This window comes from Bifidobacterium stellenboschense (genome assembly GCF_000741785.1).
Taxonomy (GTDB): domain Bacteria; phylum Actinomycetota; class Actinomycetes; order Actinomycetales; family Bifidobacteriaceae; genus Bifidobacterium; species Bifidobacterium stellenboschense.
In genome coordinates this window covers 290627-312360 of the sequence record NZ_JGZP01000014.1, presented here as the reverse complement: position 1 = coordinate 312360, position 21734 = coordinate 290627, and the positions used below count along the sequence as shown (strand labels likewise).

At 66.7% G+C, this 21734-nt stretch carries 20 protein-coding genes; 6 read left to right on the top strand and 14 right to left on the bottom strand.

Annotated elements, in window-relative coordinates; translation table 11 throughout:
* Positions 1-523: translation initiation factor IF-2 N-terminal domain-containing protein (locus BSTEL_RS12590; RefSeq protein ID WP_034529072.1), on the bottom strand; the 523-nt coding region annotated here is incomplete at its 3' end.
* A 183-nt stretch (positions 524-706) separates the two neighbouring features.
* Complete coding sequence (gene nusA, locus BSTEL_RS07820; RefSeq protein ID WP_051922957.1) at positions 707-1819, bottom strand: transcription termination factor NusA; 1113 nt, start codon at positions 1817-1819, stop codon at positions 707-709.
* 78 nt (positions 1820-1897) lie between these two features.
* Between nusA and BSTEL_RS07815 the strand changes: the two genes are divergently transcribed.
* A complete protein-coding gene (locus BSTEL_RS07815) occupies positions 1898-2896 on the top strand; it encodes a hypothetical protein (protein ID WP_156963217.1) in 999 nt (332 codons plus the stop codon).
* 247 nt (positions 2897-3143) lie between these two features.
* Here the strand turns inward: BSTEL_RS07815 and BSTEL_RS07810 are convergent, their stop codons facing one another.
* Complete coding sequence (locus BSTEL_RS07810; protein WP_202962077.1) at positions 3144-4433, bottom strand: ATP-binding protein; 1290 nt, start codon at positions 4431-4433, stop codon at positions 3144-3146.
* Positions 4434-4667: 234 nt separating this feature from the next.
* Between BSTEL_RS07810 and BSTEL_RS07805 the strand changes: the two genes are divergently transcribed.
* A complete protein-coding gene (locus BSTEL_RS07805) occupies positions 4668-5594 on the top strand; it encodes a GmrSD restriction endonuclease domain-containing protein (RefSeq protein ID WP_084686188.1) in 927 nt (308 codons plus the stop codon).
* 9 nt (positions 5595-5603) lie between these two features.
* Here BSTEL_RS07805 and BSTEL_RS07800 read toward each other — a convergent pair whose 3' ends face one another.
* Positions 5604-6773, bottom strand: a complete 1170-nt coding sequence (locus BSTEL_RS07800; RefSeq protein WP_034529068.1) for an MFS transporter — start codon at positions 6771-6773, stop codon at positions 5604-5606.
* A 146-nt stretch (positions 6774-6919) separates the two neighbouring features.
* Between BSTEL_RS07800 and upp the strand changes: the two genes are divergently transcribed.
* From upp to BSTEL_RS07780, 4 genes are all read left to right on the top strand, one after another.
* Positions 6920-7561, top strand: a complete 642-nt coding sequence (gene upp / locus BSTEL_RS07795) for a uracil phosphoribosyltransferase (protein ID WP_034529067.1) — start codon at positions 6920-6922, stop codon at positions 7559-7561.
* 70 nt (positions 7562-7631) lie between these two features.
* The gene (gene rlmH / locus BSTEL_RS07790) at positions 7632-8111 is read left to right on the top strand and encodes a 23S rRNA (pseudouridine(1915)-N(3))-methyltransferase RlmH (protein ID WP_034529065.1); all 480 of its coding nucleotides are present in this window, start codon (positions 7632-7634) and stop codon (positions 8109-8111) included.
* Positions 8112-8145: 34 nt separating this feature from the next.
* Positions 8146-9234, top strand: coding sequence for a glutamyl-Q tRNA(Asp) synthetase (locus tag BSTEL_RS07785; RefSeq protein ID WP_034529063.1), 1089 nt, complete (start codon positions 8146-8148; stop codon positions 9232-9234).
* Between the two features lie 42 nt (positions 9235-9276).
* Positions 9277-10392, top strand: a complete 1116-nt coding sequence (locus tag BSTEL_RS07780) for a glycerophosphodiester phosphodiesterase family protein (RefSeq protein WP_034529229.1) — start codon at positions 9277-9279, stop codon at positions 10390-10392.
* 194 nt (positions 10393-10586) lie between these two features.
* On the opposite strand, the gene clpB is transcribed toward BSTEL_RS07780, so the two are convergent.
* The 10 genes from clpB to BSTEL_RS12510 all read right to left on the bottom strand — a co-directional run bounded on the left by clpB (position 10587) and on the right by BSTEL_RS12510 (position 21564).
* Entirely contained in the window at positions 10587-13268 is a 2682-nt protein-coding gene (clpB, locus tag BSTEL_RS07775; RefSeq protein WP_034529061.1) for an ATP-dependent chaperone ClpB, read from the bottom strand.
* A gap of 157 nt (positions 13269-13425) precedes the next feature.
* Positions 13426-14361: a hypothetical protein gene (locus BSTEL_RS07770; RefSeq protein WP_162178989.1), complete on the bottom strand. Its 936-nt coding sequence runs from the start codon at positions 14359-14361 to the stop codon at positions 13426-13428.
* Between the two features lie 197 nt (positions 14362-14558).
* On the bottom strand, positions 14559-15746 hold the full coding sequence (locus BSTEL_RS07765; protein WP_034529057.1) for a tetratricopeptide repeat protein: 1188 nt from the start codon (positions 15744-15746) through the stop codon (positions 14559-14561).
* Between the two features lie 91 nt (positions 15747-15837).
* Positions 15838-16419 (bottom strand): hypothetical protein, encoded by a 582-nt coding sequence (locus tag BSTEL_RS07760; RefSeq protein ID WP_034529055.1) that lies wholly within the window; start codon positions 16417-16419, stop codon positions 15838-15840.
* Positions 16416-17414 carry a hypothetical protein gene (locus BSTEL_RS07755; RefSeq protein ID WP_034529053.1) on the bottom strand — a complete coding sequence of 333 codons (999 nt, stop codon included), beginning with the start codon at positions 17412-17414 and terminating at the stop codon, positions 16416-16418. Before BSTEL_RS07755 ends, BSTEL_RS07760 begins: the two co-directional genes overlap by 4 nt.
* Positions 17411-17923, bottom strand: a complete 513-nt coding sequence (locus tag BSTEL_RS07750) for a hypothetical protein (protein ID WP_034529051.1) — start codon at positions 17921-17923, stop codon at positions 17411-17413. The genes BSTEL_RS07755 and BSTEL_RS07750 overlap by 4 nt, the downstream gene beginning before the upstream one ends.
* Entirely contained in the window at positions 17923-18336 is a 414-nt protein-coding gene (locus BSTEL_RS07745; RefSeq protein WP_034529050.1) for a hypothetical protein, read from the bottom strand. The genes BSTEL_RS07750 and BSTEL_RS07745 overlap by 1 nt, the downstream gene beginning before the upstream one ends.
* Before the next feature lie 74 nt (positions 18337-18410).
* Positions 18411-19880: an SPFH domain-containing protein gene (locus tag BSTEL_RS07740; protein ID WP_034529048.1), complete on the bottom strand. Its 1470-nt coding sequence runs from the start codon at positions 19878-19880 to the stop codon at positions 18411-18413.
* A 188-nt stretch (positions 19881-20068) separates the two neighbouring features.
* A complete protein-coding gene (locus BSTEL_RS07735; RefSeq protein ID WP_034529047.1) occupies positions 20069-20890 on the bottom strand; it encodes a fumarylacetoacetate hydrolase family protein in 822 nt (273 codons plus the stop codon).
* The gene (locus BSTEL_RS12510; protein ID WP_051922955.1) at positions 20887-21564 is read right to left on the bottom strand and encodes a DUF4190 domain-containing protein; all 678 of its coding nucleotides are present in this window, start codon (positions 21562-21564) and stop codon (positions 20887-20889) included. The genes BSTEL_RS07735 and BSTEL_RS12510 overlap by 4 nt, the downstream gene beginning before the upstream one ends.
* Positions 21565-21734 lie beyond the last annotated feature (170 nt).

Below are 21734 nucleotides of genomic sequence, written 5' to 3'. Positions count from 1 at the left end.
GCTGGCCGCCGCGGCGATCCTCGCCGCGCTCGCCACGATGCTGACGATCGCCACGCTCGCCACGAGAGCCGGCACCCTGCGCGCCGGACTGGCCCGGACGATGCTGGCCGGGACGCGGCGCGGCGGGACGGGCGCCCGGAACCGGACGCTGCTCGTGCTCGCCGACAGCCGAAGCGGACGCGGCCGGAGCCGCCGGACGCGGACCCGGGGTCGGCGCGGCGGAAGAAGTACGGGAGGTGTGGGACGCCGCCGGGCCCGGAGTCGGGGCCGGAGACGGATGGTGCTGGCCGGGGCGCGCACCCTTGGGCGCGCCGTGCGAGCCGGCGCCGTTCTGACGGTTGCCGCCCTGGCCACCGTTGCCGCCCTGCTTCGCGAAGGCGGACCTGAGCTTGCGAGCCACCGGGGGCTCGACCGTGGAGGAGGCGGACTTGACGAACTCCCCCATATCCTTCAGCTTCTCCAGCGCGGTCTTGCTGTCGATGCCGAGTTCCTTGGCAATTTCATAAACGCGTGGTTTCGCCACTACTTGTTCTCCTATCCGTGACCACGCGCCTGCGCGGTCAAAACTTGAAGACGACGAGCCTGTTCATCGTGCGACCATGATCGTGTAATCCTCGTTCTTTGGCCGGGCATGCTTACGCCCGGCATACCGCATCAAGCATACTCAACACGCTGGATGTGGGCACGCCGGGCGCAGGCCTTCCGGTTACTTCGCTTCCGAGGCCGGTTCCGGGGCGGAGGCGGCGTCGCCGGATGCGGCACCGGCAGCCTCAGCTGCCTCAGCGGCCTCGGCGGCCTTCTCCTCGGCGACCTTCTTCGCGTGGGCCTCGGCCGACTCGATGCCGATCTTCCAACCGGTGAGCTTGGCGGCCAGACGCGCGTTCTGGCCCTCCTTGCCGATGGCGAGCGACAGCTGGTCGTCGTGGATGAACGCGATCGCGGTCTTGTTCTTCTCGCTGATCACCTGCACGCCGGTCGCGACGGCCGGGCTCAGCGCGGAGGCCACGAACTTCGCCGGATCGTCGGAGTAGTCGACGATGTCGATCTTCTCCGGTCCGAGGTTCTCCATGACGGCGCGCACGCGGGCACCGCCGGGGCCGATCAGCGCGCCCTTCGGGTTCACGCCGTCCGTGTTCGCCTTGACGGCGATCTTCGTGCGGGCGCCGGCCTCGCGCGCGATCGCCATGATCGACACGGCGCCGGAGACGAGCTCCGGGACTTCGCGCTCGAACAGCTTGCGCACGAGCTCCGGGTGAGAGCGGGAGACGATGATCTCCGGGCCCTTCACGCCGCGGCCCACGTTCACCACGTACACGCGCAGACGCTGGCCGTGACGGTAGCGCTCGCCCGGCACCTGCTCGCGACGGGGCAGGATCGCCTCGACGTCGCCGACGGCGATGTGCACGTTGGACGGGTCCTTCACGTCCTGCTGGACGATGCCGGTGATGAGCTTGCCTTTCTGGCCGGAGAACGCGCCGAACACGCGCTCGTCCTCGGCGCGGCGGAACAGCTGGGTGATGACCTGGCGCGCGGTGGCGGCGGCGAGACGGCCGAAGTCGCGCGGGGTGTCGTCGTACTCCTCGCCGAGCGTCGGCGCCGGGTGCGGATCCTCCTCGGTGGGGGTGCCCGGAATCTCGTCGGCGGCCCACACGGTGAACGTGCCGGCGCGTTCGTCGAGTTCGACGCGCGCGTGCTTGGCCGGGTGCGAGGTCTTCATGTACGCGAGGCGCAGCGCCTCGGCGAGGGCCGCATCAAGCGCCTCCGGGTCGATTCCTTGCTCCAATGCGAGCTTGTGCATGCCTTGCAGGTCCAGTTCCATCTCGCAAGACCTCCCTTGAGTTCAGTTATATCGGCTCTTGGCCCATTTGGTCATAGTCGATGTTTACTCTACTGTTTTATGCAGACACATCGTGATTCAGCCGTGGGCGTGCGGGCCGGTGGCCTCCGCGCCGTCGTCGCCCGCCTCCTGCCGCGTCACGTGTCGCGTCTCGCCGCGATCGCCGCCGCGTGCGCGCTCGTCGCGCCGCTGGCGGGATGCGCGGCGCCGCATCTCGAATCGCGCAACGCCGACGCGTCGAAGCTCGGCACCTGCGAAAGCGCGTATCTCGCCGCGCAGACCGGCACGCCCGCCCTGTCCGACGGCTACGCGGCGATGCCGACGATGATGCGCTATCTCGTCACGCGCGCCGCGGGCGAGGCGTGGATCACCGTCGCCTCCGCCTGCACGTCGCGCTTCGCCGAAGGCGCGATGCGCTCGGCGCAGGTCTCGTACGCCGCCGAGACGCTCGGCGCTGCGCTCGGTGTCGCCTCGCCCACGCCGCCGACCGTCGACTACGGCGACGTCGTGCGGCTCGACGCGGGCGCCGACGCGCTGTCGGCGATGTCGCTGGCGGAGGACCGCGCCGGATTCGCGCTCGAGGTGCTGGCGGCGCGCGGCGTCGGGAACGCCACGCTCGCCGCATCCGACAACCACAAGACCGCCGCGCAGCGCCTGTTCTCGCTGTCCGGCGCGAGCAAGGACCCGCGGCAGAAGGTGTACGCGGTCGACCAGCTCATCGCGCATCCCGACACGATCGAGGATGCCGCGGCGCCCGGCGTGACCGCGCCGACGGTGGCCGTCATCGAAATGGACTGCGCCCGCGCCTACCTCGACGCGATGCGCGGCGATGATGGGGCCGCGGGGGATTCGGGGGCATCCGGTTCGGGAACGACTTCCGGCACCGATGCCGGTTCCTCGACCACCTCCGCCGGCTCGTCCGAGGCCTCCGACTCTTCGGACGCGGCCGCATCCCCGTCACGCAAGACGCTCGACTGGCTGGCCCGCATGGCCGCCGCCCGCGCCTGGCGCGCGATGGAACTCGGCTACCCTTCCGCCGACTCCGCGCTCTTCCGCTGATTCGTCCGCCCATTGGAATCGGCACCCGGCAACGGTTATTCACCTCTCACCCACCCGACTCCACGTTCTCGTCGCTTATGATTCGCCGGCCTGTGATGCATAACGGTCATACGGACCTGCAGGGGCTCTCCGTCGGGGCCGCCGCCGCGAAAATATCCGAACCTGTCTCAACATGAAAGCGACATAATCGAACACGCAGAAGACTTTTGCTCCACATCCACTGGAGTCAGACATTACCTGTACCAACCTATTTCAGGCAGAACGCGGCGTAGAGCGGCACGCTGCGAATGCCGTTGTCGGCGCCGAAGTTCTTGACGGACAGCCGAATCGCCTCCGCAGGCTCGTATTTGCCGCGATAGACCGTGAGGCTGCGGGCCCTGGTGTTGTCGGACGACTTGACTTCGACCGGAGTGGCGACCGCAGCCCCCGGCATCTGCATGACGAAATCAACTTCGGCGGCGTTTCCGCTCGTCCAATAACGCAACGGAACACCATTCGCAGCCAACGCCTGCGCCACATAATTCTCTACGATGCCGCCCAGATCGAGTTGCCTGCGGTAATTCGCGTCCAGAACCAGCGCGGGATCCAGTTCGGAGCGTGCCGCCAGCAGACCGGTATCGCTCATATATATCTTGAACGCCGAAGCATCCTCATGCATGGCCAAAGGCAGGCGACCGCTGGAGACGCGCGCACACCGTTCCACCAATCCCGCCGCGAGCAGCCAGGCGATCGACGGGCCATATACGGATGCGCGTCCGCCGCTTCTCACCAGCTTGTACTGGAACTTGTGGTTCTCCTTGGCGAGCTGGGCGGGGATGCTGTTCCATGTGTCGCGGATGCGCGCGGTCTCCACCGGCGTCGCATATTTCGCCATGTCGGCGACGTACAGGTCGGCGATCGTCGACTGCACCGTGCGGACCGCGGCAAAGTCGCCGTCTTGCGCGAACCGTTCGACGGCTTCGGGCATGCCTCCGACGATGACATACTGCCAGAATCGTTCCAGCATCGATTCATGCAGGTAGAACGGCCGCGACTGCGCGTGGCATTCACGAATCTCGGAAACGAGAGCCCCCTCCCCCATAGCGTCGAGGAATTCGTCGAATCCCATCGGATACAGCGTCAGCGTCTCCACCTTGCCGACCGGCATGCTGAACCCCTGCCGGTTGACCGCCACTCCCAGCAGACTGCCGGCCGCGGCCACATGCAGCTGCGGCATATCCTCCTGGAAATACTTCAACGCCACCAGCGCGCGGTTCGACGCCTGGATCTCGTCGAGAATCAGAAGAGTCCGTCCGGGAACGATGGGCTGCCCCGACACCTGCGACAACCGGCGCACCACGAATTGCGGATCCAGATCCATCTCGAACGCCTGCCTCGCGCGCAGGTCCCGTTCCAGATCGAAGCGCACGCAATTCCCCGGGAAGACCGTTTTCGCCAATTCCGTCAGGAGATAGGTCTTCCCCGTCTGGCGTGCGCCATACAGCAGCAAGGGCTTGCGATCCCGCGACACCGCCCATTCGACCAGTTGTTCCAGCATGTTCCGTCGCATCGCACAGCCCTCCTTATCTATGGAAAAATGTTGTAGAATACATTTTTATCCACCTAAAAATGTATTCTATGACATTTTTTGGCACTTAACATCTCACCGGCGGGGAGAAAGAAAGGGATCATCATGTTCAGAATCCATCGTCATGGAATGGACGCACGAAACGTCGCGACGTCACGTGCGTTCGCGACGTCGCTCATCGCGGCGGTCGCGATGGCGGCGACGATGCTGGTCGCGCCGGCACCGGCACTCGCCGCGGACGGCACGGACGCGAGCGCCGCCACAATCGCGACGTCCGACACCACCGCTTCCACCGATTTCGAAGGCAAGGCGGCGACCGAGGTGCTGGCGTCGCTCAAGACGAAGGGACGCGCGCCGAAGACCGGGTACGCGCGCACGCAGTTCGGCGCGGCGTGGGCGGACGTCGACCACAACGGCTGCGATACGCGCAACGACATCCTCAAGCGTGACATGACCGACGTGACGTTCAAGGCGGGCACGCATGACTGCATCGTCACGTCGGGCACGCTCGCCGACCCGTACACGGGCAAGACGATCAGCTTCAAGCGCGGCAACAAGACGAGCAGCGCCGTGCAGATCGACCATGTGGTCGCCCTGTCCGACGCGTGGCAGAAGGGCGCGCAGAAACTGTCCGCCTCGCAGCGCAAGCAGCTCGCCAACGACCCGTACAACCTGCTCGCGGTCGACGGTCCGTCGAACCAGCAGAAGAGCGACGGCGACGCGGCCACCTGGCTGCCGAAGAACAAGTCGTTCCGCTGCGCGTACGTGGCGCGGCAGATCGGCGTGAAGGCGAAGTATTCGCTGTGGGTCACGAAGGCGGAGCGCAAGGCGATGACGAAGGTGCTCGACACCTGCCCGACGCAGACCGTGCCGCTGAACGACGAGGCGCAGGCCACCGCCGACACCGAAGCGGCGGAGGCGCAGCGCAAGGCGGCCGCCGAGGAAGCGCAGCGCCAGGCGGAAGCGCAGGCGCAGCAGCAGGCCCAACAGCAGCAACAGCAACAGGACGCGAACGTCTACTACCCGAACTGCGCGGCCGTGCGCGCCGCCGGCAAGGCTCCGCTCTATCAGGGCCAGCCCGGCTACTCGACCAAGCTCGACCGCGACCGCGACGGCGTGGCCTGCGAATAGAACCGGCGGTCACAGGCCCGCCGGTTCGTGCCTCCGTTCGAATCGCAGCGCGAACGTCGTGAGCAGCAATACCGCGACCACGGTGAACGGCATGCCGGCCAGACCGGTCATGTGGTAGTCCATGCCGGAGGCGTTGAGCGCCATGCCGCCGACGAGCGATCCGACCGCGTTGCCGCCGTTGAAGCCGATTTGCACGGCCGCGCCGCCGATGAGTTCGCCGCCGCCCTTGCCCGCGTCGGCCATGAGCAGCTGCTGCGGCCCGTTGATGAAGAACAGGCCGAACGCGATCCAGAACGTGAGGATCGCACAGGTCACGAGATTGCCGGGCAGCAGGAACACGAGCAGCAGTCCGACCGCGGAGATCGACTGGCCGACGGCGGCGGTCGCCGCGTGCAGCCATCGGTCGGCGAGATGGCCTCCGGCGAGGCCGCCGACCACCATGCCGAATCCGGCGAGCATCATCAGCAGCGGCACGAACCGCGAATCGTAGCCGCCGGTCTTCTGCAGCCACGGGCTCACATAGCTCCACCAGCAGAAGACGCCGGTGTTGCCGATGAACACGGCGCCGAGCACCAGCCACGGTCCGGGCTTGGCGAGGAAGCGGAACTGTCCGGCGAGACCCGCGTCCGGAACGGCGGGGACGAGCGGCATCCACGCGAGCGTAAGCACGATGGTGAGAGCGGCGCCGATCGCCAAGATCGTGAACGCGAGACGCCAGTTCAGGTATTCGGCGAGCAACGTTCCAGCGGGCACGCCGAACATGTTGGCGATGGTCTGCCCGGTCACCATCACGGCGACCGCCTTGCCTTCCTTGCCTTTGTCGGCGAGCGTCTTCGCGATCACGGTTCCGGTGCCGAAGAACGCACCGTGCGGGAGCCCTGCGATGAATCGTGCGGCGACGAGCACGCCGGCGGTGGGCGCGACGGCGCTCAACGCGTTGCCGACGAACGCCAGCGCCATGAACAGGATGACGAGATGCTTCGGACTCGTCTTGCGCCCGAACACGAGCATGGCGACGCCCACGCACACGCCGATCGCGTACGCGGAGATGAAATGGCCGGCGGTCGGGATGGACACGCGCGTGGCCGCCGCGGCCTGGGGCAGGATGCCCATCATCACGAATTCGGCGGCGCCGAGCACGAACGCCCCGGCGGCGACGGCCAGCAGACTTTTCTTCATCGGTGGTTCCCCTCATTGCGGCATCAGGCGGACGATTCCCCGCCATACTCACTGCTGAAATCGCAGTCAGGCTATCACACGCTCCGCCATGACCGGACCGCCACGCGTACCGCCATGGACGCGTGAAGCGGGTAGGCTTGGGAAGCATGGAACTGCATGTTTTGAATCATCCGCTCGTCGAGCACAAGCTGACCGTGCTCCGCGACAAGAACACCCCGTCCTCCACCTTCCGCGAGCTCGTCTCCGAACTTGTCATGCTCGAAGCGTACGAGGCGACGCGCGACCTGTCCGTCGTGGCCACGCCGATCGAGACCCCGGTCGCGCCGATGACCGGCAAGAAGCTCGCCGAGCCGCGCCCGATCATCGTGCCCGTGCTGCGTGCCGGGCTCGGCATGCTCGACGGCATGACCCGTCTGCTGCCCACCGCCGAAGTCGGATTCCTCGGTATGAAGCGCGACGAGGATCACCCCACCCAGCAGATCACGTACGCGAACCGTCTGCCCGATGATCTGACCGGCCGCCAGTGCTTCCTCATCGACCCGATGCTCGCCACCGGCGGCACGCTCGTCGCCGCCACGCACTATCTGGCCGAGCGCGGCGCGAAGGACGTCACCGCGATCAACATCATCGCCGCGCCGGAAGGCATCAAGTACGTCGAGGAGCACATCGACCCGTCCATCGATTTCAAGGTCGTGGTGTGCGCCGTCGACGAGAAGCTCAACGACAAGTGCTACATCGTGCCGGGGCTCGGCGACGCCGGCGACCGCCTCTACGGAGTGATCGACTGACGGAGCGTTATCCGCATCACTCCTCGGAAATCCCGCTCCCGCTGGCGGGAGCCCATCCTACGGAATCACCATGCAAATCGACATCATTGCGCCGGGACGCGTGAAGGAACGCTACCTGCGCGACGCCATCGACGAATACTCGAAACGACTGTCGCGCTACTGCAAGCTCAACATCATCGAAGTCGCCGACGAGAAGACACCCGAACACGCCTCGGCGGGCGTGGAACGCCAGATCAAAGCGAAGGAGGGCGAACGCATCGCCAAGCATTTGCGTGACAATGCGTTCGTCATCGCTTTGGCGATCGACGGCAAGCAGTTGTCCAGCGAGGAGCTTGCCGCGAAGATCGACGATCTCGGTCTGCGCGGCACCAGCCACATCCAGCTGGTCATCGGCGGTTCGATCGGATTGGACGACGCGATTTTGCGCCGGGCCGATTTCCGTTTAAGCTTCTCGAAGATGACGTTCCCGCACCAGCTCATGCGCGTCATCCTGCTGGAGCAGATCTACCGGGCGTACAAGATCAACGCGGGAGAGCCGTACCACAAATAGGATTCGACCCTCTACCCCGTGTAGGCTGGGTCGCATGACGGGACGGTTCGCACCTACGCCTTCGGGGCGCATGCATATCGGCAATATGACGGCGATGCTGGCCGCGTGGCTCGATTCACGGGCGCGCGGCCAGCGCATGCTGCTGCGCATCGAGGACATCGACACCCCACGCGTGCTGCCGGACGCCGACCGATGGATCATGGACGATCTCGACTGGCTCGGCCTCGACTGGGACGGCGAACCCGTCTACCAGTCGCAGCGCATCGACCTGTACGAACAGGCGTTGCGCACGTTCGACGGCCAATGCGCCGACGATTCCCCTATCGAAATCGACATGGTTCCACGTGAAACACCCACGGGCGTCCGATCTGATGACGTCGCACCGGACACCGCACGCATCCCGCTCGTCTATCCGTGCTTCTGCTCGCGCGCGGACATCCGCGCCGCGTCGGCGCCGCAGGAGGGCGACGGCTTCCAGATCTACCCCGGCACCTGCCGCCGCCTCATGCGCGATCGCCCCGATATGGTGCGCGAACGGCTCGCGCGCGGCGACCGTCACTCCCTGCGCATCGCGATGCCCGATATCGCGGTCTCATTCGACGATGCGGTGTTCGGTCCGCAGTCGTTCGATCTCGCGCACGACATCGGCGACTCGGTGATCCGCCGCTCCGACGGTCTGTTCGGCTACCAGTTCGTCGTCACCGTGGACGACCTCGCGATGGGCGTCGATTCGATCGTGCGCGGCCGCGACCTGCTGCACTCCACCGCCCTCCAGACCTACATCCGCGAACGTCTCATCGCCGCCGGCCGGGATGACGGCGCCGCGCACCCCGCCTACGCGCACATCCCGCTCATCGACAACGCGGCGGGGCGGCGTCTCGCCAAGCGCGAACGTTCGCTGGACATGGGCGCGCTGCGGTCGCGCGGCGTGACGGCGGCGCAGGTGACGGGCGTGTGCGCGTGGCTGCTGCGGCTCGCCGAAACGCCGGAACCGATCGCCGCACACGACCTGCTCGACGTGTTCCGCGCGGACGGCTGGAAGCCGCTGCGCGCGGAACACGCGGACCGTCGCCTCGACCCGGACGATCCGCTCCTCCCCCGCTGGCTCGCCGACGCGGTGTAGTCTGGGACGCATATGGACGTCATCACGTATGGGAGGATCGCCATGTCGAAAGCCTTGAGAAACGTTCTGATCGGCGGCGTCGCGGCCGCGGGCACCGCCGCGTGGGCCTTGGCGCCGCGCTCGTTCAACGACAAACGCCGCAACTACGTGCCCGTCATCCCCGACGTCTGGTATGCGCACCGCGGTCTGCACGACGCGGGTTCGGGACTTGTGAACGTCACGGACATCCCCGACTACGGCGGAGACAATCCGGTCAGCGCGAAGGCGGACGCAACCGACGCCTCGATCGCCGAAAACGCCGATTACGTGGCGCTCGCCCGGCGCATGGCCCTCAAAGCCGGGTACGGCACGGCGGATGAGACCGGTCCGCTCGCGCCGGAGAACTCGCTCGCCGCGTTCGCCGCGGCCTGCGAAGCCGGCTACGGCATCGAACTCGATCTGCAGCTGACGCTCGACGGTCAGGTGGTCGTCGTGCATGATCCGGACCTGCTGCGCGTGGCGGGCGACCCGCGCCGCATCGAGGATCTCACCTACGACGAGCTGACGCGCATCCCCCTGTTCCCCGCCGCCCGCGGTTCGAAGCCGGGCGATCTCAAGGCGCATCCGCTGCCGGGCGCGGACGAGAATCCGCCGCTGGTCGTCACGCCGGCCGCCGCGCCGGAAGGCTACTACCAGCATGTGCCGCTGTTCGCCGATGTGCTCAAGGTGGTGGCGGGCCGCGCGCCGCTCATCGTCGAATACAAGTTCAACGACAACGCCGCGTGGGGCGAGCGCGAGACCGAACTCATGGAGAAGGGCCACGCGCTGCTCGAAGCGTACGCGGGACCGTACGTCATCGAATCGTTCAACCCGGGCGCGGTGCACTGGTACAAGGAGCATCATCCGGAGGTGTGCCGCGGCCAGCTGAGCTGGCCCGCCTCGCTCACGAAGAACGGTCCGGCCGAGTTCGCCGCAGGTCTGCTCGCCTTCGACTGGCTGTCCCGCCCCGACTTCGTCGCCTACGACTGGACGGGCGGCGCGCTGCCGCAGGTGCGTCTCGCCCGTTCGATGGGCGCGATCGCCGTCTCGTGGACGGTGCGTTCCAGCGACGAGCTCGCGCAGTGCGACCGATACTTCGACCACCACATCTTCGAAGCGTTCGTTCCGCCGGAGCACTGAGCGGCATCGACGTCTCCGCCCCCCCCCCCGCCGGCGGGGGCTGTCGGTCGAAGACCGACTGGGGGTGGTCACGGCACAAGCCGACCGGCGACCACCCTCAGTCCCGCTACGCGGGCCAGCTCCCGCCGGCGGGAGCATGCATCACTCATCCTCGCCGCCGGCGAGCATATGTCACTCGCCAACGGGAGCATGCGTCACTCGTCGGTCTTGACGTCCTCGACGTTGACGTCGGGGTCGTCGGGCGCGCCGGAACCCGCAAGCGGGTCCTCGGGCATGGCGGTGAGCTCCAGGTGTTCGCCGCCGGTCTGGTCGACGAGCACCGTGTCGCCGTCGTGCACCTTGCCGGCGAGCAGCATGCGGGCCAGCTGGTCGCCGACCTCGGTCTGCACGAGGCGGCGCAGCGGACGGGCGCCGTACGCCGGATCGTAGCCCATGTTGGCGAGCCACTCGCGGGCGGCGGTGGTCACGTCGAGCTTGATGCGGCGGTCGGTGAGGCGCGCGGCCACGCTCTTCACCTGGATGTCGACGATGCCGCCGAGTTCCTCGCGGGTGAGCGGGTGGAACATCACGATGTCGTCGAGACGGTTCAGGAACTCCGGCTTGAAGTTCATGTGCACCGCGTCCATCACGGCCTTCTTCTTGGCGTCGGCGTCCATATCCTCGTTGACGAGGAACTGGGAGCCGAGGTTGGAGGTCATGATGAGGATCGTGTTCTTGAAGTCCACGGTCCTGCCCTGACCGTCGGTCAGACGGCCGTCGTCGAGCACCTGCAGCAGCACGTCGAAGATCTCCGGATTCGCCTTCTCGACCTCGTCGAACAGCACGACGGAGTACGGGCGACGACGCACGGCCTCGGTGAGCTGGCCGCCCTGCTCGTAGCCGACGTAGCCCGGCGCGGCGCCGATCAGACGGCTCACGCTCGCCTTCTCCATGTACTCGGACATGTCGATGCGCACCATGGCCTTCTCGTCGTCAAACAGGAAGTCCGCGAGCGCCTTGGCGAGCTCGGTCTTGCCGACGCCGGTGGGGCCGAGGAACAGGAACGAGCCGGTCGGACGGTTCGGGTCCGAGATGCCGGCACGCGAGCGGCGCACCGCGTCGGACACGGCCTGGATGGCTTCCTTCTGGCCGATCACGCGCTTGCCGAGGTAGTTCTCCATGTGGAGCAGCTTCTCGTTCTCGCCCTGCATGAGGCGGCCGACGGGGATGCCGGTCCAGTCGGAGACGATCTCCGCGACGGAGTCGGCGTCCACATGGTCCGGGACCATCGGCTCGGGCTTGTTCGCGTTCTCGCCGCCTTCCTTCGACTCGGCGTCCGCCTTCTCGGCGGCGGCGAGCTCCTTCTGGATGGCCGGGATCTCGCCGTACAGGATGCGGCTCGCCTCGGCGAGGTTGCCCTCACGGGTGAACTTGTCCGCCTGGACGCGCAGCGAGTCGAGCTTGGCGCGCAGGTCGCCGACCTTGTTGTGGCCGGCCTTCTCCGCGTCCCAACGGGCCTTGAGCCCCGCGAGCTTCTCGCGCGCGTCGGCCATTTCGGCCTGCAGCTTCTCCAAACGCTCCTTGGACGCCGGATCCTCGGCCTTCTTGAGCTGCATCTCCTCCATCTCGTAGCGGGTCACCTTGCGCTGGAGCTCGTCGATCTCCTCCGGGGAGGAGTCGAGTTCCATACGAAGATGAGCGGCCGCCTCGTCGACCAGGTCGATGGCCTTGTCGGGCAGCTGACGGCCGGAGATGTACCGGTTGGACAGGGTCGCGGCGGCCACGAGCGCATCGTCGCCGATCGTCACCTTGTGGTGCGCCTCGTAACGCTGCTTCAGGCCGCGCAGGATCGCGATCGTATCCTCCACGGAGGGCTCGCCGACGAACACCTGCTGGAAACGACGCTCCAGCGCCGGATCCTTCTCGATGTTCTCGCGGTACTCGTCGAGCGTGGTCGCGCCGATCAGGCGCAGTTCGCCGCGGGCGAGCATCGGCTTCAACATGTTGCCGGCGTCCATCGAGCCTTCGGCCGCGCCGGCGCCGACGATCGTGTGGATCTCGTCGATGAACGTGATGATCTGGCCGTTCGCGTTCTTGATCTCGTTGAGGACCGCCTTCAGACGCTCCTCGAACTCGCCACGGTACTTCGATCCGGCCACCATGGAGCCGAGGTCGAGGCTGATGAGCTTCTTGCCCTGCAGCGTGGTCGGCACGTCGCCGGCGACGATGCGCTGCGCGAGGCCTTCGACGACGGCGGTCTTGCCGACGCCCGGCTCGCCGATCAGCACCGGGTTGTTCTTCGTACGACGCGAAAGGATCTGGATGACGCGGCGGATCTCCCGATCGCGGCCGATCACCGGGTCGAGCTTGCCTTCCTTCGCGGCGGCGGTCAGGTCGGTGGAGTACTTCTCCAACGCCTTGTAGCTGCCTTCCGCGTCCGGGCTGGTCACCTTCGCGCCGCCGCGCACGCCGGGCACGGCCTTGCGCAGGGCCTCGGGCGTGACGCCGTTCTTCTTCAGGATCTCGGCCGACTGGTTCGGGGCCGATGCGGCGATGCCGATGAGCAGGTGTTCGGTGGAGACGTACTCGTCCCCCATCTGCTGCATCTCCTTCTCGGCCTGCGCGAGCGCGGCGGTCAACTGGCGGCTCGCCTGCGGCTGCGACGTGGTCGAGCCGGACGCGCTCGGCAGCGCCACCAATGCGTTGCGCACGGCCGCGCCGATGGCCTGCGGGTCGCCGCCCGCAGCCTGGATGAGCCCGCGCACGACGCCCTGCTCCTGACGCAGCAGCGCGTCCATCACGTGCAGGGTCTCGACCTGCGCGTTGCCCGCGGCGGCAGCGCTCTGGATGGCGTCGCCGATGGCCTCCTGGGCCATGGTCGTGAACTTCTGTTCCATAAGTCTGTCCTCCAAGTCTTGTGGTTGTTCGTGTTTCTGACACGTTCAACCGACCCGGAGGACATTCTATTCCCAAAACTTGAGCGCTCGTGGCTCAAGTTTGTGATTCGGGCGACGAAGACGCCACAGGCGACTCGGGCGGCCTGATCGCCGTGAGCTATTGCCGGTTCCCGCCGCCCAGCGCCTGCGCGGCCCGCTGCTCGTATGCCGCCTCGCGCTTCATGGCCCGTTCGCTCGGCGTGAGCGGGAACCAGTCGAACCGTTCGCGGACGGACAGGTGGATGGCGTGGCGACGGTAGAAGTCGCAGATGCCCGGGAACCATATGCCGATGGTCACGCCGAGAATCGCCACGACCGTACCCCATACGAACGTGCCGAAGTCGGCCGGCGTGTTCGTCGCCCGGATCATCATGCCGATGATCGGGAACAGGTACGGTATCGACGTCACACTCCAGACGATCAGCGTCAGGAGGAACAGGAACAGCAGGTTCAGCAGCGACAGCAGGAACGCCAGCGGACCGGGGGCGGGGCTCCTCACGTATCCGCCGCCATACTGGTTTCCCCAGCGGCGTCCCGGATCCTCGGTGGCGTTGCTGGCGGCCATGACCACGCCAGACAGCGCGCCGCCCAGCAGAATCTTCGCCTTGTTCCTGAATATCCAACCGAACACCAAACGAATCAGCCACGTCCACAGCCGTCCGGGCAGGTTGACGAACACGGCGAACCGGCCGAGCAGCGAGGGCCGCAGCGAGCCGCCCTGCGCGCTTTTGCCGGTGAGCAGGGCGAGGACGAACGCAAGCACGGCGAACGGCACCCAGAGCATCACCATGAACAGCGCCATTCCCAGCGGATCGGTGAACAGCGGCGTCAGATCGTCCAGCACGGCCGGCCTGGGGTTGCCGGTCACCGCCAGCGGCAGGCCCGCGGCCCACATCATGTATGCGTGGATGGGCCCCCAGATGGGCGAGGAATCCTCCGGAATCACCGCATCCAATCCCAGTACCGCGATGAGCAGGAACGCGATCAGCGTGAACACGGAATTGACCATGCATACCAGCGTGTAGACCACGCCGCCTTGCATCCTCGCCAACATGGACTCGAATCCGGTCATAGCCGGGGGTGCGGGCTGCGGCCACACGAACGACGGCCCCGGCGCCCCGCAGGTTTCGTGATATTCGGCATGGCACCACTCATGACGCCCTCCTTCTCTTCTCTTGCGCGGAGTCTTTCACTATGGCTCTGCTGCACTCATCCTACGGCAGCGGCATGGCGGTTGGACCACCACCGCGGTCATTGCGATTGCCGGCCGTCACTCCCGTTGTTTCCATTGCCTCCGTTGCCCTTGTTGGAGACCACCTTGCCGGCCACGATGAGGACGACGGCAAGGACCAGCATCCACAGCTTCGCGCCGCCGAACAGCAACAGGACCACCCACAGCACCGCCAGCACGATGCCGAGCACCACCAGCACCCGTCCCAGGCCACTCTGTTTCGCAGGAGCGGCGTTCTTCGCAGCCGGGGCGGCCTGACCCGGCTGCGGCGTCTGGCCGGGCGCCCAAGGCTGGCCGGGCTGCCAGTTCGACGGCTGCGGCGCCGCCCCACCCGCGGGCGCGGCGGGCCGCGGCGGCATCGGCACGGATTGCTTCGCACTCGGATTCGCCGTCGACCCTCCGTGCGTGGACGAACCGCCGGAGGCGCCACCACCCTTCTTCCCGTAACGGTCCAGAACCGCCTGCTGCTTGTCTTCCAACGGATAGCCGTTGGCTTGGGCACGGGCGTACATGGCGGCGGCGACGTGCATGTTGGGTTCGCCGTGATCCATGGTCCCCTGCGCGTTCAAATCGCCGAGCATCACGGCCGCGGTTCCATGACCATGTTTGCTGGCGAGCGAAAGCCAGTGGGAGGCCGAATACAGGCCCGTCTTGATGTCCAAGGACTGGAGTCGCCGGGCCTGGTCCCTGGTGAACGCCATCCCCATGGCGTGAAGGCATCCCATGCCGAGCGCGTATTCCGCACGCGCCACGCCCTGTTCCGCAGGCCCCTGCAGCATGTACATGGCGGTCAGGAACTGCTCGGGGTCGTCACTTTCGGCCATCTTCTCGGCCATTCGGATGTCCTTCAGGTACGGGGTCGGATCAGTACCGTACGACTTGGCCTCACCGGTTCCTCCCACGGTCGTCATAGGGCCGACCGCCTTGACATTGAGCTCGGCCTGCATCGCCTTCTCGGACCACTGACGGGTTTCGGACGGAGACAGCGTGTGGTACATCCTCGGATCGCCCAGATCCTCCATGGCGTCCAGGAACCCGTTCTCCGCGGACTTCCGGCACCAGAAGAGGGCCAGATCGTAGTTCTTCGGCACGCCGTCGCCGTCATGGAAGGCCCGGCTCATCTGCCATTGGGCGTACTTGTTGCCGTTCTGTGCGCGGCGCTGGATCATGTTCATGTCATGGGGCCATTCGGCGGGACTGAGCATCATTCACCTTTCCTTTGTCGTTCTCTGTTGTTCTCTCATCGTTGATGCGAAGCGATGTGAAACATCGACCGAATCCGCAACGTCTCGGCCAACGTCACACCCGGCCGCCGCAGTTGGGGCATGCCGTCTGATGGTCGGCGGGCACCAGCCACGTCCTGCCGCAGGAGCCGCACGTACGGTTGACGTACAGCAGTTCCTTGCGGATGTAGTCCAGGGTCTGCGTGGTGGCCGCGTCCGCCTCGCCTTTGAGCAGGTGGGTCATGTAACGGTCCGATTCGATGTACACGAACTTGCCGCGGCGGATCACGCGCCGGATGAAATCGGCGAGGACCGTGATCATCGGCACCACGAGCAGTATAGCCAGCGCCACGGTGAACACCCATTTGACACCGGTGATCATATACCGCCCGTAGTCGGTATACACGTCGTCACCCACGATCGGCTGCAGGGCGCCCACCAGGGCGTCGCCCCACACGGCCTTGCGGAACACGACGACGGTCACGGCGGCCAACGCCACGTACAGCACCGACAGCACGCCGTACGCGCGCAGGTACTTGCGGTCGCGTTGGCGCGCGGTCAGCTGCACGTCGTCCTCGGGACGACCCTTGCGGATGGTCGGCGCCGGCCCGGCAGCAGGCTGCGGACGCCGCACGGGCCCATTGGCGAAGGCGCTCATCGCACATCTCCTCCCCTTGGCGGAACGCACCGCGGCACGTCGGACTCGCCGATGACATGCCCGCACGTCGCACACGTGTACGGACGGTTGAGCGGTCCGCTCCCCACGGCGCCGCATGTCGGACAGACGATCGTCACGCGGCCGCCGGCGGCGACCGCGGACGCCGCCGCGGCCCGCGCGGAATCGACCTGCGCGGTGGCGCCGTAACGGTCGGCGACGATGTCGGACACCGTCAGCGGACGGCCGCAACGCGGACACGCCGGCGGCCGATCGGCGCGTCCTTGGACGGTCGCGGCGCACCGGCGGCAGCGGAACGTCACGTCGGCGGCGTCGCCCCAGATGGCACGGCCGTCCACGGCATGCACCGGACGCAACGTACCCAGGTCGCGTTCGGTCACGCCGACGCCGTCCCGCAGCAGCTCGTCATCGTGTGCGACGCCGCGTCCGACGATGCCGGTGGCGGTGGCCGTCGCCTGCGCGGCGAACGAGATCGGATTGCCGCAGGCGGCGCACAGGATGGCGTGCCCCATCGGCAGGAGGCATTCGCTGCCGCAGGACGGGCAGACGACCGCCTTGTCCATGTCCGAGGCGTTGACTCCGGCCGCGCGATGCATGTCCGTGGAGTACCGCGTCTCCTCGGCGATGCGACGGTCCACGCGCCGATCGAGTTCCCGGCGGGTGGCCAGCATGGCGGCCGCGTCACGCCACTCCTCGAACACGCAACGCAGGATCAGCACGATGCCGGCGCCCATGCCGACCAGACCTTTGACGGTGTTCACGGTCCCGCCGTCCGTGAACGTGCCGTACCCCCACGACAGCAGGAATATGGCGCCGCAGGGCAGCAGGAAGTACCAGATCTTGAAGCGTGCGCCGGCGATGGCCGACGACCGCTTCACCAGCTTGACGATGAGGATGACGGCCACGACCGGCATGACGATGGTGGCCAGCAACAGCAGCACGATGGTGACGACCATCGATGATCCGGATACGGTCATGACGCCTCCCCGTTACGTGATGGACGCGACGGATATGGCGGGTACGGCGGAGCAGGCATGCCGTCTGCGGGCGCGCCGGCGGGGACCGAAGCCCCGGGTACCCCGGACGCGGCGCCCATGGTGCGATCCAGCGTCTCGCGCGTGCGGGCCATCGTCGGCTCATACCCCATGTTCGCGGCGATCTTGGCGGAGGTCAGCGTATAGGTGCGATGGCTATAGGTGTCGCGGATGTCCTGCGACATGGTCATCGTGGAGGCCATGCCGAGCAGCGAGGTGACCGTCAGCAGCACGTAGACCGGCAGCACGCCGTCGAAGAACGCGGACATGCCGCGGAACACCGCCACCGTCTGCGGATCGAACTGTTCGGCGACCCCCGGCTGGTTCACGAAGAACGTCATGCCCTGCAACGTGAGCACCCCGAACGACGCGAGCACCAGCCATGCCGCCACCACGATCCATACGCCCGTGGCCAGGCGCACGAACAACCGCTTGGCGAACAACGCCTTCATCAGAAGCCGCCCTGCTTGGGCGTGAACCGGTTGGCGGAATCCTGCGCGTAGTATGCGTTGGCCGCGTCATTGCGCCGTTCCGTGTAGGAGACGGCCAACGCGATGCCGCTGACGGCCAACAGCGCAAGCAGCTCGACAATCAGCGTGACGCGCCACCAGCCCGTGTTGGAGAAGAACGTGAGCACGATCTGCAGCACGTAATTCGCGCCGAGCGCCACGAACGCCGGCAGACGCGTGGTGTAATCGGTGGCGGGCCGGACCAGCGCGGGGATGAGGAACGCCAGGCCGCTCAGGGTGAGCATGACGAACGCCAGCCAGAACGACAGCACGTTGGCATGCGGGATGACGAGCATGATGACGTCGACGACGACCGTGGCCAGCACGGCGAAGATGATGGGTTGCTTGTTGTTCATGGATGGTTCCTTTTCCTGCTTTTGTGCTCTTGTGCTCTCGGATGGCATGGAACGGGCGGCCGGGCGGCCGATGCCTACATGCGCGCGAGAATCTCCTGCTGCTTGGCGGCGAATTGGTCGTCGCTGATCAGACCCAGGTCGTGAGCCTTCTTCAACGTGGACAATGCCTCGATGGGGTCCGACACCGGTTGCGCGGGTTGCGCGGGTTGCGCATGCCGTTCGGCTTGCGTGGGCCGGGCCGACTGAGCCGGTTGCACCGGTCGGGAGACGGAGGCGGCCTGCGCCGCGGCCGCGGCCGTCGCGGCCTGGACGTCCGAAGCCGCGGCGTCGGGGGTCAACGGCTGATGCGCCGGCGGCTGACGCCGGCTCGCGTCCGCCGACCCCACGCCGGACGCGCCGGCACCGGATGCGGCCGTCGTGCCGGATGCGGCCGCAGGGGTGAAGTCCGTCACGCCCAGCGAGGAGATGGCGGAGTTCAGCCCCTTGACGAGGGAGCCGCCCACGCCGAGGCCCACGCCCAGCCCGATGCCGCCGTTCATCAGATCGGAACCGGAACCGGTGTTGCCGGCCGCGGTCTGGAGCACGTCCAACGTGTGCTCCTGCTGGAAGGTGTATCCACGCTGGTTCTGGTCGTAGGCCTTGGCGTCGGTGTGGGCCATGCGGCCCATCGCGTCGAGACGCTCCCGCATGAGCTTCGTCTGGGCGTCCATGACGCCCGTGTACTGACGCGCCTCCGCCTCGCTGACCTGGTCCTCGAACGCCTGGGCGCGCTTGGCGTACTGCAGGTAGGCGCGGCTCGACTTGTCGATGACGATCGCGTTGAGCATGAAATCGAAGACCCTGACGCCGTATTGCTGTTCCATACGGGCGAACGGTTCCTGAAGACGACGACGCATCTCGTCGGCGATCTCGGACTTCCTGGCGTCGATCATGTTGATCTGAATGCCGGAGCCGATGAGCACCTTGCCCAGCTCGTCGCCGATGATCTCGTTGATCTTCTGCCGCAGCACCGCCACCACGTCATCCACGGAGGTGACTTCACGGTCCGAAACGAACTGGTGGAAGAACGCATCGATGTGCGCGGCGTTGGCCTGCTCGGTCTGCGGTCCCGAATACACGTCCGGATCGAAGTAGGACAGGGCGATCGAGTATTCGCCGTTGGCCCCCGCGGGCAGGGTCAGGCCGCCGCTGCGCGGCCCCACGTTGCCCACCACCGGAATGTTGATCGGCGAAGGGGTGCCCCACTTCACATTGGTCTTGTCGGTGAGATTGATGAAGTACACGCGCGCGTCGTTCGGGTTGACCCCGCCGGTGAACATCTTGGTCACGCCCGTCAGCAACGGCGCGCTGTTGCCTTCGATGACGTGCGCACCCTCGCGGAACGTCTGCGCTATCCGGCCGTTCTTGACGAATACGGCGATCTGATGGGGCATCACCGTGAGCTTGGTGCCGGCCTTGAGCTCGGTGCCCGGATGCCTCCACGCGAAGATGTCCTTGGTATCGCCGCCGCCGTAGCGGACCACATCGATGAAATTGAATGGCATACGGTACCTTCTCCCTCATATCAAGCCCTCGATGGCTGAAAACCAGCATCCCCCCCCCCCGGTAGACACAACGGCGCGTTCGCCCCTTATCCGGCGTCATCGCCGGCATCCGTCCGCAAGCCGCCGGCATGCGAAAGGGCGCCCTCCCAGCTGGGAAGGCGCCCTCATCGTCGCAGGACTTCGCCCGCCTACGCGCGCACGATCACGTTGCGCAGGTCGCCGACGCCTTCGACGTGGACGATGGTCTCGTCGCCGGGGTCGAGGTGGCCGGAGGCGTTCGGCGTGCCGGTCATGATGACGTCGCCGGGCAGGAGCGTCGAGAACGAGCTGATCGCGGCGATCTGCTCGGGGATGCCGTGGATGAGGTTTGCGGTCGTGCCGGACGCCATCGCCACGTCCTCGCCGTTGAGCGTGAACGAGATCTTCGCGTCCTTCCAGTTCACGTCGTCGCGCGTGACGATCCACGGGCCGAGCGGGCAGGACGTGTCGAAGCCCTTGGCGCGCGTCCACGTCGGGTCGAGACCCTGCAGGTCGCGCAGCGTCACGTCGTTAACGCAGGTGAAGCCGAGCACGTAGTCCATGGCCTTCTCGACCGGCACGTTCTTGGCGACGCGGCCCATCACGACGGCGAGTTCCGGCTCGAAGTTCATGTCCTTCGAGCAGGCCGGGTACACGATCGGATCGTCCGGGCCGATCACCGAAGTGGACGGCTTGGTGAAGATGACCATGTCCTCGGGGGCGTGCGAGATCTCGGAGTGACCGGCCTCGTGCATGTACTGCGCGTGCGCCTCATAGTTCTTGGCGAGTCCGTACACCTTGCTCGGCAGGACCGGCGAAAGCAGGCGGATGCCGTCGGCGTCGAGCGCGTAGCGCTTGCCGGTCGGGGCGACCTTGCCGCCGAGCAGCGGGTGGCCGTCGAGTTCGACGAGATAATCCTTGCCGTCCGATTCATCCTTCTGCACGAAGGCGTATCGCGGCGTGTCATTCAATGAAAAACGTGCGATTCTCATGCTGCCCAGTCTAGTCCCGCATACGTGGCGGCGATGATCGCGTCCAGCCGCGCGGTCGCGCTGTCCGGCGCGGCGGCGAGACAGTCGGCGGCGTCCATCACGTCGTCGCCGTCGTCGTAATACCCGTAGCCGTCGTCGCCGTCGTCGTACGAATAGTCGTAGTCGTACGACGATGACGACGCGTTGGCGATGAGCACGACGAACAGGACGATGAACGCGATCCACATCGCGGTGAACAAGGCGCCGATGATGATGCCGGCGATCGCGAGCCCCTTGCCCTTCTCGCCGGTCCGTCTGATCTGAACGAGGCCGATGATGCTGAGGACCAGGCCAACAATCGAGAACAGCAGCGAGCCGATGAACCCGGCGATGGCCATCGCGTTCCAGCGCGGTTCCGGCTGGTAGTACGGCTGGTACGGCCCCGCGGGCACGCCCGGAACACCGCCATACGCGCCGCCCGGCGTGCCGCCGTACGCGGGCGGCACGGGCGCGGCGGTCTGCGTGTACGGGTTGTATCCGCCGCCGTACGGCGCGTACGGCACCTGCGCAGGGGCGCTGTTCGCGCCGTTCCCATTCGCGCCGTCGGGAACGGTCCCGTCCAGTATCGTCGCGTCGGGATTCCCGCCGCCGTGCGGATCGCCCCCGTACGGGTTCGCGTTGTATGGTTCGGTCATTGCGCCCCTCCTCGTCGACCGTGTCGACTCGCCGGATCATCGCCGAACCGTCTCGGACGCGTTCCGGATGATGATGCTTCTCCCTCAGCTTACCGCGCGGCGGACGGACGCGCGCGGCCCGGGGCACGGCATAATGGGATACGGCAAGCAACCACATCAGCCGCCGGCAT

Coding starts and splice junctions, on each gene's coding strand:
- nusA (WP_051922957.1), bottom strand. CDS start 1,819: ATGGAACTGGACCTGCAAGGCATGCACAAGCTCGCATTGGAGCAAGGA.
- BSTEL_RS07815 (WP_156963217.1), top strand. CDS start 1,898: ATGCAGACACATCGTGATTCAGCCGTGGGCGTGCGGGCCGGTGGCCTC.
- BSTEL_RS07810 (WP_202962077.1), bottom strand. CDS start 4,433: ATGCTGGAACAACTGGTCGAATGGGCGGTGTCGCGGGATCGCAAGCCC.
- BSTEL_RS07805 (WP_084686188.1), top strand. CDS start 4,668: ATGCTGGTCGCGCCGGCACCGGCACTCGCCGCGGACGGCACGGACGCG.
- BSTEL_RS07800 (WP_034529068.1), bottom strand. CDS start 6,773: ATGAAGAAAAGTCTGCTGGCCGTCGCCGCCGGGGCGTTCGTGCTCGGC.
- upp (WP_034529067.1), top strand. CDS start 6,920: ATGGAACTGCATGTTTTGAATCATCCGCTCGTCGAGCACAAGCTGACC.
- rlmH (WP_034529065.1), top strand. CDS start 7,632: ATGCAAATCGACATCATTGCGCCGGGACGCGTGAAGGAACGCTACCTG.
- BSTEL_RS07785 (WP_034529063.1), top strand. CDS start 8,146: ATGACGGGACGGTTCGCACCTACGCCTTCGGGGCGCATGCATATCGGC.
- BSTEL_RS07780 (WP_034529229.1), top strand. CDS start 9,277: ATGTCGAAAGCCTTGAGAAACGTTCTGATCGGCGGCGTCGCGGCCGCG.
- clpB (WP_034529061.1), bottom strand. CDS start 13,268: ATGGAACAGAAGTTCACGACCATGGCCCAGGAGGCCATCGGCGACGCC.
- BSTEL_RS07770 (WP_162178989.1), bottom strand. CDS start 14,361: ATGTTGGCGAGGATGCAAGGCGGCGTGGTCTACACGCTGGTATGCATG.
- BSTEL_RS07765 (WP_034529057.1), bottom strand. CDS start 15,746: ATGATGCTCAGTCCCGCCGAATGGCCCCATGACATGAACATGATCCAG.
- BSTEL_RS07760 (WP_034529055.1), bottom strand. CDS start 16,419: ATGAGCGCCTTCGCCAATGGGCCCGTGCGGCGTCCGCAGCCTGCTGCC.
- BSTEL_RS07755 (WP_034529053.1), bottom strand. CDS start 17,414: ATGACCGTATCCGGATCATCGATGGTCGTCACCATCGTGCTGCTGTTG.
- BSTEL_RS07750 (WP_034529051.1), bottom strand. CDS start 17,923: ATGAAGGCGTTGTTCGCCAAGCGGTTGTTCGTGCGCCTGGCCACGGGC.
- BSTEL_RS07745 (WP_034529050.1), bottom strand. CDS start 18,336: ATGAACAACAAGCAACCCATCATCTTCGCCGTGCTGGCCACGGTCGTC.
- BSTEL_RS07740 (WP_034529048.1), bottom strand. CDS start 19,880: ATGCCATTCAATTTCATCGATGTGGTCCGCTACGGCGGCGGCGATACC.
- BSTEL_RS07735 (WP_034529047.1), bottom strand. CDS start 20,890: ATGAGAATCGCACGTTTTTCATTGAATGACACGCCGCGATACGCCTTC.
- BSTEL_RS12510 (WP_051922955.1), bottom strand. CDS start 21,564: ATGACCGAACCATACAACGCGAACCCGTACGGGGGCGATCCGCACGGC.